At 32.3% G+C, this 11086-nt stretch carries 13 protein-coding genes; 3 read left to right on the top strand and 10 right to left on the bottom strand.

Annotated elements, in window-relative coordinates:
• Positions 1 to 403: cobalamin B12-binding domain-containing protein (locus LN736_RS16565; RefSeq protein ID WP_229982023.1), on the bottom strand; the 403-nt coding region annotated here is incomplete at its 3' end.
• A 360-nt stretch (positions 404 to 763) separates the two neighbouring features.
• Between LN736_RS16565 and LN736_RS16560 the strand changes: the two genes are divergently transcribed.
• A complete protein-coding gene (locus LN736_RS16560; RefSeq protein WP_179976926.1) occupies positions 764 to 2128 on the top strand; it encodes a uroporphyrinogen decarboxylase/cobalamine-independent methonine synthase family protein in 1365 nt (454 codons plus the stop codon).
• Between the two features lie 80 nt (positions 2129 to 2208).
• Here the strand turns inward: LN736_RS16560 and LN736_RS16555 are convergent, their stop codons facing one another.
• From LN736_RS16555 to LN736_RS16515, 9 genes are all read right to left on the bottom strand, one after another.
• The gene (locus tag LN736_RS16555; protein WP_179976925.1) at positions 2209 to 3603 is read right to left on the bottom strand and encodes an MFS transporter; all 1395 of its coding nucleotides are present in this window, start codon (positions 3601 to 3603) and stop codon (positions 2209 to 2211) included.
• A 148-nt stretch (positions 3604 to 3751) separates the two neighbouring features.
• Positions 3752 to 3895: a hypothetical protein gene (locus LN736_RS16550; protein ID WP_179976924.1), complete on the bottom strand. Its 144-nt coding sequence runs from the start codon at positions 3893 to 3895 to the stop codon at positions 3752 to 3754.
• A gap of 12 nt (positions 3896 to 3907) precedes the next feature.
• On the bottom strand, positions 3908 to 5062 hold the full coding sequence (locus tag LN736_RS16545) for a uroporphyrinogen decarboxylase/cobalamine-independent methonine synthase family protein (RefSeq protein WP_150358626.1): 1155 nt from the start codon (positions 5060 to 5062) through the stop codon (positions 3908 to 3910).
• Position 5063: 1 nt separating this feature from the next.
• Positions 5064 to 5702 (bottom strand): cobalamin B12-binding domain-containing protein, encoded by a 639-nt coding sequence (locus LN736_RS16540; RefSeq protein ID WP_150358627.1) that lies wholly within the window; start codon positions 5700 to 5702, stop codon positions 5064 to 5066.
• A gap of 178 nt (positions 5703 to 5880) precedes the next feature.
• On the bottom strand, positions 5881 to 6690 hold the full coding sequence (locus LN736_RS16535; RefSeq protein WP_150358628.1) for a methyltetrahydrofolate cobalamin methyltransferase: 810 nt from the start codon (positions 6688 to 6690) through the stop codon (positions 5881 to 5883).
• A 123-nt stretch (positions 6691 to 6813) separates the two neighbouring features.
• On the bottom strand, positions 6814 to 6969 hold the full coding sequence (locus LN736_RS16530) for a hypothetical protein (RefSeq protein WP_179976923.1): 156 nt from the start codon (positions 6967 to 6969) through the stop codon (positions 6814 to 6816).
• 20 nt (positions 6970 to 6989) lie between these two features.
• Positions 6990 to 8156: a uroporphyrinogen decarboxylase family protein gene (locus tag LN736_RS16525; RefSeq protein WP_229982022.1), complete on the bottom strand. Its 1167-nt coding sequence runs from the start codon at positions 8154 to 8156 to the stop codon at positions 6990 to 6992.
• Positions 8157 to 8393: 237 nt separating this feature from the next.
• Positions 8394 to 8765, bottom strand: a complete 372-nt coding sequence (locus LN736_RS16520) for a hypothetical protein (RefSeq protein ID WP_150358630.1) — start codon at positions 8763 to 8765, stop codon at positions 8394 to 8396.
• 249 nt (positions 8766 to 9014) lie between these two features.
• Complete coding sequence (locus tag LN736_RS16515) at positions 9015 to 9986, bottom strand: asparagine synthetase A (protein ID WP_150358631.1); 972 nt, start codon at positions 9984 to 9986, stop codon at positions 9015 to 9017.
• A gap of 282 nt (positions 9987 to 10268) precedes the next feature.
• Between LN736_RS16515 and LN736_RS16510 the strand changes: the two genes are divergently transcribed.
• Both LN736_RS16510 and LN736_RS16505 read left to right on the top strand, forming a co-directional pair.
• Entirely contained in the window at positions 10269 to 10766 is a 498-nt protein-coding gene (locus tag LN736_RS16510; protein WP_150358511.1) for an Lrp/AsnC ligand binding domain-containing protein, read from the top strand.
• A gap of 85 nt (positions 10767 to 10851) precedes the next feature.
• Positions 10852 to 11067, top strand: a complete 216-nt coding sequence (locus LN736_RS16505) for a DUF378 domain-containing protein (RefSeq protein ID WP_150358510.1) — start codon at positions 10852 to 10854, stop codon at positions 11065 to 11067.
• Positions 11068 to 11086: the final 19 nt, after the last annotated feature.

Below are 11086 nucleotides of genomic sequence, written 5' to 3'. Positions count from 1 at the left end.
CTTCTTTTGGAACATCTACACCTAAATCGATTACCTCAAATCCATTAGCTTCCAGCATACCTTTAAAAATATCCTTTCCAATATCATGAATGTCACCTTTTACCGTCCCTAAAACTACTTTTCCCAATCCCTTATCCTTATTTTGAAGAAAATACTTTTTCATCTTATCCAGTTCTAAGATATTTCTGAAAATAAGTCCTGAAAGTATTAAATCCGCTATATAGTAATCTTTATTTTCGTATAATTTCCCAACTTTCTCCATACCTATATTGACAGTTTCCAGCAAGGTTATAGGATCCATTCCCTTATCCAAAGCTTCATCTGCCAGATTTATTACCTTTTCTTCATCTAACTGTTCCACATATTTTATGATCAATTTTTTCAATTCACTTAAATTATGCATCTTTTCCTCCATCAATACATAATACATTGTCTCTATTCAATCATCTTTTTATTGAAATACTTATGCAGCTGTGTATTTTATTTTATTATATATCTAATTTTTCAGTTTGTCAGTACTCCGATATGATCTACAAAAATAAATAGCAAATTTTCAGTAATAATATTATTTTTATAAAATTTATAATTTTCATTTTATTGAAATCGTTGACAAATTAAAGATGCGTATGTATAATAAACTTATAAATAACTAGTATATACAAGATCTGAATTATAAAATTTCCTCTCATAAAACAATACAATTTACAGAATTCAAATCCATTTATTAAAAATTTTTAAAAATATTTTTAGGTTGGTGATGTAAATGAGTAATATAAAATCAATACAGGCAGAAAAAACACAAAATTTTATTGATGTGTTTGACAATAAGATTCCAAAAAGAGTTCCAATCAATGTATCATTTAATTTTGAAACATTAGCAAAATTAGGTGGCTTAGATTTAATTGAAGCACAATGGAATCCAAGTATAATTGAAAAAGCTGTTGAAAATATCGTACCTCTAATATATTCAGATATAGTACCTATGGGGTCAGCATTAAGATATCCATCCTATTATCAGACATTAAAATCCCAATCTTTCGTCATGGGATCCAATGGTTTTTTCCAACATCCAGAAGTAATCGGCATGTTTGAAGATGAATACGATTATTTGATAGAAAGGCCCTTAGATTGTATTATGGAAAAAGTAATTCCCAGGCAATATAAAGCTTTGAATTTAAAAGATCCGATAAATATGATGACTAATTTTATGAAAGCATTTCTAGGTTTCAATAACGACAACAATATAACTGGATCAATTGTTAAAAAAATGATTGAAAAGTATGGATATTATATAGGTCCTCCCTCTGGGTCCAGTGGATTTACTGAAGCACCTTATGATTTTCTAGCAGATCAACTTCGAAGTTTTAAAGGAATATCACTGGATATTCGAAGAATGCCTCAAAAAGTTGCAGATGCATGTGAAGCTTTATACCCAATTGTGTTGAAAAAAGGAATGCCTTCTGTAATATCAGATTATGGTCATGTTTTTCTTCCACTTCATATGCCAACCTTCATGAGAGAAAAATATTTTGCCAAGTACTGGTGGCCAAGTTTTAAGAAACTTCTTGATGAATACGCTTCTATGGGAATTCACTGCAGAATTTTCTGTGAAGATAACTGGGATAGATACTTAGATTATTTACAAGATCTCCCAACGAATACATACATTCAGTTTGAATACGGCGATCCTAAACTAATTAAAGACAAGCTTGGGAAAAAACATATAATCACTGGTTTATATCCTATTTCGTATTTAAAATCACATACAAAACAGGAATGTATTGATCTAGCTAAAAAATATATTGACATTCTAGCCCCAGGTGGAAAATACATTTTTGGCCTTGATAAGAGTGCCTTAATAGGCGATGTAGTTATTGAAAATTTCAATGCAGTAACAGAAACAGTGAGAGATTATGGAGTATATAAGGATAATATAGGAAAAACAGCTGGTTTAGCATTTAACAAAGCAGATTACACTGCTTCCAAAAGTAGAGATATTAAAAGTAAATACTACCAGACAAAAAAAACCATGATCGCAGAAAATCCCCAAATAACAGAAGCAGGTATAGACAAAATGTCTGTATTTCAAGATAAAATTTTTCAATTTCTCATTTTTCTTTTACTATAGCCATAACTCTCTTAGAATAATTAATTTGTTCTAAGTCCATAAGAGATATTTATTTCCAGCGTCATTTAAGACGCTGGACTTTATCTTGCTGCTATTTCATTTTCCATTTCCTTTACTTTACCATCAGGAAGATTATAGAATAAAATTGCAATTAAAGCTACTAGACCAAATATAAACGGTGCTCCAAAAAATATAACTTTGAATCCAGATATGACCTCTGGCAAAACATTTGTCATATTTGCATTAAAATCTAATACGGCTAATCCAGCTGTTAATATAACACCTCTAACCAATATACTTACTTTAATAGAAAATGATGAGAATGCCATAATGACTCCTTTAGTATCTGCTCCAGTTTTCCATTGACTATATGTGGCCCCATTTGAATAAAATGAAGATGTAAGTCCGTATGATATTCCAAACAGTACTTGACCCACACCCATTATGGCAATTACTGCCACTGGATTTTCTGCAAATAAATACGCTACTACAATAGATATAATATATCCACTAACTCCTACGATATAGGACATTTTTGTTCCAATTCTCGCTACTATGTTTTTTGCAAATAGAGCTCCCAATAGACCCGCAATATTAAATACCAATAAAAATATTGGCTGTAAAGAAATACTATTGGTCACATATTTGAAATAATAAAAAGCTGCTGCCATTAACAAGTAATAACCTATAAGTTTGCAAAAATCTGATAATACAAAAATCAACAATGGTTTATTTAAAAATATCGCTTTAAACATGTCAGCTAAAGATGGGTTTCTTTTTTTATCGGTACTTACTACACTACCTGAAGTTTTGATATTTACTTTAACATCTTCATAACCTTTCGATATGATAAAATGTATATAATACGTGATACCCATGATAAAAGCAAACAGGCCTGCTGTAATAGTAAAAGCCATGCTGGAACCTTTCGGGAAAAAAGCAGCAATAGCAGTTACAACGGGAAGGGTTGCATAGGATGCAATTACTTTACCAAGATTTGAACCCGCTGCCCTTCTCCCCGATAAAAAAGCTCTTTCTTTAGGATCATCAGTTAAAATCGGTACCAGTGACATATTTGCAGTCCAGGACATATTCCAAATAAAGTGACTTAAAATAAAACCTGTACATATCAGTACTGCCGCTACAGATGGAGAACCTATTTTCGAAAATTGAAGCATGAATAATATTATTACCGCCGGTGGTCCTATAACTAACCAGGATCTATACTTTCCCCATTTAAAATTAGTTTTATCTAAAACTATACCTGCAATTAAAGAACTGACGATATCAACAGCCCCTGTAATTGATGTTATTAAAATAACATATGCATTTGATAAAAGTGCATAATTTGTGAGGAAGGCAGGAAAGTATGCCGTTTCAACAGTAGTCATAAAAGAAAATCCAGCATCACCAATGCCAAACCATACCTTTATCTTTTGGGTAATTCTTCTGGACTTAGACACTTGATTATTCATATTAACTCTACATCCCCTCTTTAATTTATAATTAGAAAACATCAGAACAATCCTGTCTTTTTTATAGAACTCACATTAAAAAAGCTGCAATTTCAATTTTAGTAAGAAAATTGCAGCTATAATAACACGAAATCCCTGAGAATTTTTACTACATCAATAAATTGAGAACAAATATAAACATCATTTCTTCATACTGCTGCATTTTAGGAGCCATTTTTCCTTCAAGCTTTTCGTCGATTTCAGGATGTTTTTCCTTATACTTTTCCCATGTTTTATAGTATTCTGTTTCCATATCAAATTCCCCCTAATAATCAGTATTTTCAGCTACATATTCCAATACTGCCTGTAGATTTTCAATTTTGACACTATCTGCAGTTATAATGGCCTTGTCAAAACCAAACATATATTTCCCGCCTGGTGCAAGAATATCCACAAGCTCCTTAGCTTTATCTATACACTGCTGCTTTGTTCCTGTCTTAAGTATGGAAATCGGATAAAAACCTGTAAGAATATGTTTTTTCCCTAACTTCTCTTTTATAAACTTAGGATCTCCATACTCAAACCACATTCTAGTATTTTCAGGCAGTTCATATAGATAGTCCACATAACGTGTCCAATCATTTTCAACAAACAGCAGAGACGGCTGTCCGGCTGCAGCCAATTCTTCAACTTCTCTCTTAAAACTAGGCCAATATAATTTTTCAAAATCCTTAGTACGAATATATGGCGCCATATGAAGTGGAATGAAAGTTCCTCCATATTTTGAAGGCGATGCAGGTATTCCACCCTTTACCATTATTGGGGTTACAGCCTCACAAGCTGCTGCTACCTTATCAGCGCGTCTTCTTATGTCGCCTGTTATACCTCTAAATCCCCTCAATTGATCTGACATGAAATCAAAAGGTGCTTCGACAAATCCGTTGGTATTTCCCGCGGAAGAATAACCATATTTTTTAATTAGTTTCTCATAGAGTGCAGTCACATTATTAACTTCATCATAAAACGCCTTAAAGGCTTTCGCCATTACAAGAGATCTTTGAACTGGATTGGTATTTAACTCAGTGTAAATTCTAGGCAGTATTTTTTCCATAATACAATTATAGGGCGATTCAATGAATTCATCATATTCCTCTGCCTCCAGACCACTGATCTCTGGATGCTGCAAAAAACCACTGGAGCTCATTACAAAATTTCTAGCCCCTAAAATTGTGTAGTACAGTGGAAATCTAAGAGCTTGTACAGGAAGTATATCGGAAACGAAATTTTCACATACTTTTTCAAATATTCCTTCAAGCATGGAAGTATCCCACTGTGATTCTGCCAGATCCTCACCTGCATACTGTATGGAAAATTCAAGAGGAAAATTTACACTTATGGGTACCCTCTTTGGAATCTTACCATCAAATAAATCCTTAAATAATTGAGTTCTCTCTCGCGCCAAAGTTTTTACATCTGCCATATTAACTCACCCACCCTTGACAAATTTTTACACCTTCTGCAGCATTTGTGGTGAAGGCATCAGCTCTAACATGTTCGCAAGCTTCCTTCGTAACGGGATTCCCGCCTATAATTATCTTTACCTTGTCCTTTACATTTTGCTTTTCAAATTCATCCACTATATTCTTCATAGAGTCAATAGCGAGTGTAAGCACTCCACTCATTCCCACAATCTGAGGATTCACTTCTCTTATTTTGTCTATAAAAGCCGATGCAGGCTGATCTATTCCTATATCATATACCTCAAATCCTGCCGCTTCTGCCATACTCTTAAATATATTTTTGCCTATGTCATGAAGATCTCCCTGTACCGTACCTAAAACAATAGTTCCCACTTTCTTGGAACTTCCTGAACCTATTACAGGTTTTAAGATATCAATGGCATTTGTGAGAAGTTCTCCTGCAAAAATCAAATCCCCTACAAAGTATTCACCCTTGTCAAACAGATCACCTACTATTCCCATACCATCCTGACATGCACTTACAACTTTTTGAGCCTCTTTCTCTTCCGGATTTGAATTCACAAATTCTTTCAACATCTCAAAAACTTTGTCTTCATCCAAATCCCCTACTGCTTGTGTTAACAATTTATAATCCATAATCTAATCCCCCTATATTTTAAAGTTCAAAGTACAAAGACCAAATATGGCTTAATGAAAATGTTCGAACGATATCAAAAATTCATCAAACCTCAAATATTCTGAACTCTGAACTTTGATAATAGTATACTTTCTAAATAAGTTTCTTTTACTTAAACATACCAAAAATATTTCAAAATACTTATTTCTCCCTTACTGGTCCAATTTTATTTTTTCTATAGGCATTTGAGAATTTTCTGCAGTATTTATCTTTTCCCATAAGTGCTTCAGTTGCAAGAAGAGCCGTCATAATTTCTCTATTACAGGGATCCATAATGGCAGAATCCATACCCATAAAAGTGGCAATGGTCAAGAAATTTTGATTCACAAATTTTCTAAGAGGCATTCCAAATGAAATATTGCTTAAACCCGATGTGATTTTAATAGTAGAATATATGGATTTTATAGATTTCATGGCTTCAATAAAATCAAGCAGAGAAGTATTTTCTGTAGCAAGAGCCATAACCAGTGGGTCTATATGAATTCTCTCTGGCTTTATATCATATTTTTGCGCCTCTTCTACTAAATCTCTGGCTATATTCACCTTGGTTTTCACATCAGATGGAATACCCTTATTGTCACAGGTAAGTGCAATTACCTGCCATTCCGTACCTTTAATCATAGGATATATAATGCTGCATTTATCACCCTCTTTTGACACAGAATTTATTATCCCAGGTTTTTTAGCATATTTAAAAGCAGCTTCAATGGTCCTGGGATTAGGACTATCTATAGATAGAGGTTTATCTACGGCATCTTGAACAATATCCATAAGCCACTTTAATGTTTCAAGTTCCACTTCAGGAGCAGTACTTGCACATACATCAATGTAATCTGCCCCAGCTTCCGCCTGTTTAACTGCCCTATTTCTGATAAATTCTTCATCTTTGTTTTCTATAGCTTTTTTTACGCTTGGAATTGTTCCATTGATCTTTTCTCCAATAATAATCACTTGAAATCCCCCATTCCTAGTTTCTAGTAAACCTCAACTTGTATATACTTGTTATATATTACTTAAATTATATACTTGATATTCTGTTTTGTCAACGATTTCATCAATATATGAAAATTTTATTCAGAGCAATAAAGTAATGATAAAATCTCTAATTTCCATATCATAACTTTCAAGAACTGGTTTCATGTAGATTTCTTCCCTCTCCTGAATTGGATAACCTACTTTCTCACACATTCTCTTATATTCTTCCCAATCTTGCAAATATTTGCTGTTCATTTTCTCTCCTCCTCTATTTCTCAATATACACCATAGGTATGGTATGTCTCTAAAACAGCATGCAAATTATCAATGTTTACACTATTGACAGTAATAATATTTTTATCAAAATCAAAAAAATATTTTCCTCCCGGTGCAAGAATATCAATGAGTTCTTTTGCCTTGTCAACACACTGTTGTTTCGTACCGGTCTGCAATAGTCCTAGAGGATAAAGTCCTGTAATAATATGACGTTCTCCTAATTTCTTCTTTATTTCTTTTGGATCTCCGTATTCAAAACGTAAAATCGTATTTTCCGGTAAATCATAAAGTGAATCAAGAAATCTAGACCAATCTTGTTCAAGAAAAAGATAAGATTTTCCACCCGCTGCAGCAATTCCATCTATGGTACGTTTAAAAGTTGGATAAAAAATTTTTTCATAATCCCTTGTACGCATATAAGGCGGCATATGTAATGGAATAAAAGTATAATTATAAATTGACGGATGTGCTGGTATACCTCGTTTCAACATAATATCACAAACTGCTTCACAGGCCTCAGTAAGCTGTTTAGGTTTCCTACGTATATCCAGGCTGATTTCTTTAAATCCTCGAAGCTGATCGGCAATAAAGTCCATTGGAACTGCAGTCATAGCATAAGACTGCAACGGAGCCTGATATTTTCCATATTCCCTTTCAAGATCGGGAATAATCACACCATTTAAGAATCCCACCGTATCACAATGAGCTTTATAAGCCTTTGCCATTACTAAAGATCGACTGATTGGATTTGTGTCAAGTGCCGAATATATTCTTGGAAGAATAGTTTCTAAAATGAAATCCATAGGTGACTTTATAAAAGCTTCATATTCGTCAGAATGCATAGCTGATATTTCTGGATGCTGCAAAAAACCATTGGATCCCATTACAAAATTTTTAGCACCTAACATTTGATAAAATACTGGAAACCGCACGGCATCACGTATTGGAAATATATCTGAATAAAAATCATCAGCAACTTTTCTAAATGCATCTTCCAGCAGCCCTGGATTCCACTGTGCTTTCAAAATATCAAGCCCCGCATATTGAATCGCAAATTCTACTGTCACCCAAGCTACAATAGGTACTCTTTTGGGAATTTTTCCTTCATACAAATTATGAAAAATCTCCTGTCTTTCTTGCTGTAGTTCCCCGCTGCATTTCCCCATATTATAACCTCCCCTTATAAATAAATAATATCAAACAAATATCAATTAATAACCCCCGAAATTACAAATAGTCATGTATATACAGGTTATCTATATGTTATCTCAATTATATGTGTATTTTCTTACTTTGTCAACGATTTTATTGTAATATTTTAAATGTTCAGAATAATATAAAACGCATCAAGATCTCTTATGAAAAAGCGATATTTGATGCGATCTATTGAAAAATATGTAAAATTACCTTTTATTTTTCTTATTATTCTTTTTATGATTAACTCTATTTGGCTTGGCTTTAGGTTTTATCTTTATATCTTTTGCATTCTTTTTACCAGTATTGTATATAGCTCCGCTTTTTAGATCTATAAACCACAGGAAAAAAATTAAAAATGCAGCAGAAAACACATACTGCCATACCGTCCCATTTAAATTATATCTAAAATAAGCTGCTACAACTGGTGGTAAAATAAACGATGCTATAGATAAGGCTAGAATCAACCATCTATTAGGGTGAAATTTATATAACACATGAGATTTTAAAAAATTATACACTACTAAAAATATTACTGCAATAAACAATATCTGTATTACTACATTTAACCATAAAGGCATTTTATTACCTCCCTTAAATTTTTCTGTCCTTTATATTATCATATACTTTACAGTTTATATCAATACCCTTTGATAATAAATAAAGTTCAAAGTGCAAACTTAGACAATTCCCAGTTCACAATGCACAATTTATGAAGATTTTCGGTTAAACCCAAAAATCCGCCAAATTTGACAATTGAACTCTGAACCATGATATTTGAATGAAGTTTGAACTCTGAACTTTAATATTTTATATAACAGCCACTTTATTTAAAATAAGTAAGTTTCCCCAGGTTTCCTTGTAAACACAGTGACATCATCAATTTCCTTCTGCTGACATACAAATCTAGTCATTCTCTCTACTCCAAAACCAGCTCCTGCAGTTTTAGGTATTTTACCCTCTTTTGCAAGTTCAATATAATTTCTAAAAGCATTTTCATCTACACCAAGTTCTCTCATTCTAGTAAGTATTCTATCATACTTGTACTCTCTTTCTCCTCCGCTCAGACCTTCTATATATCCATAAGGCCATATCAGATCATAGTTTCTATAAGTACCCGGCTTTTCCAGATCCTCAGCATCATAAAATTCTCTCTTGTGATTTATGAGCCAGAATGGTTGAGTTGCCTTTTTTGAAGCTATCTCTTCGAAATCATCTCCATATTTTGCTTTAAGTTCCTGAGTAGTATATCTCTTGAACGGTATAGTTACATCTAGATGTGATGTTCCAATTCCCAAAGTTTTGAATTCATCTGCACATTCTTTCTTTATATAATCAAATACATATTTGACAAGTCCCTCCTGAAATTCAAATACATCATCCATACTTGCTCCCTTGAATTCAAAATCAACCTGAGTAAATTCAAATAAATGTCTCTTATCTCCTTCCTCTTCCTGCTCAAGCCTTACATTAGGAGATACTATATATATTTTATCAAGATATGGGCTGGATAACATTATCTGTTTATGAAATATCATCGATTTCGTTATATTAAATTTTTGTCCCTCATATTTTAATTCACAATCCTCTACATCATGATTTAATGTATCCGTAATAGGTGCTATCATTATAGGCATGATCCTAGTCACACCTTTTTTATACATATATTCATCGGATGCTCTCAATATAGCCTGCTGCACATGAAGTATATGAGGCAGTTCTTTTCTCGATATTTTCTGTAATGCCTTGTCCAAAAGCTTTAACTCCTTTTTTCTTTCATCCTTTAATACATACGTCTTCATTACATACGTCCCCCTTTGATAGTTATATAAATTTACTACTCATTTACTTTTTTATGTTCTTCATTAACAATATAATAATACTTTTTTAAGTATCTTGCAATATTAATAATAGAATTTGTATTTTGTTATCAATATAATATTTATATACATGATTCATTAAAAGTTTATAAATTATTAATCAATGATAACGTTTTAAATTATTAATTTAATAAAAATTTCTGCTATAATATTATTTGGGGGAATAAAAATTAAAATAATTAGATCGTGAAGGAGGGGATTCAATTGAGTTTAAAAGTTTCTGGATTAGATGATTTAGATCTGCAAATTCTTGATATTCTTTTAAAGGATTCTAGAACTCCTTTTTTAGAGATAGCTAGAAAATGCCATGTGAGTGGTGGAACCATTCATGTTAGAATGAAAAAAATGCAGGACATGAATATAATAAAAGGTACTAAGCTTATAATAGATAATTCCAAGATAGGCTATGATGTATGTGGCTTTATAGGTATTTATTTAGATAAAGCCAAATCTTTTAAAGGTGTCCTCGAGCAATTGGAAAATATAAAAGAAATTGTTGAAATTCACTATACTACTGGAGTTTACTCTATTTTTGTAAAAGTTGTATGTAAAAATATAACAGATTTACAGAATCTACTTATGAACAAGATTCAATCTGTAGATGGAATACAGAGGACTGACACTATAATATCCCTATTTCAGCCTGTGGATAGGAGCATAAATATAGATATATTAAGTAATGAGTCATATAACAAAAATTAGTCTTTCATCTTCTTTTTATTTTACCTTATAAATTTCATACAATTTGTAAATAATAGTTTATATAAAATAAAAAGGAGATGTGAATATGAGAACATTAGACATTATTGCACTAATATTGGTGGTAATAGGTGCTCTCAACTGGGGACTAATTGGATTTTTTAGATATGATCTTATAGCATCACTATTTGGTACAATGTCTTCATTTACAAGAATATTGTATGCTCTAGTAGGTCTTGGAGGATTATATGCTCTTTCGTTTTTTGGAAAAGAAACAGAAAGCAGACATACAAAAGAAGTTTAGGTATTAAAAAGTGGAAAGT

The organism is Clostridium aromativorans (assembly GCF_020908015.1).
Lineage (GTDB): Bacteria > Bacillota > Clostridia > Clostridiales > Clostridiaceae > Clostridium_B > Clostridium_B aromativorans.
This window is presented reverse-complemented; position numbering and strand designations above follow the sequence as displayed.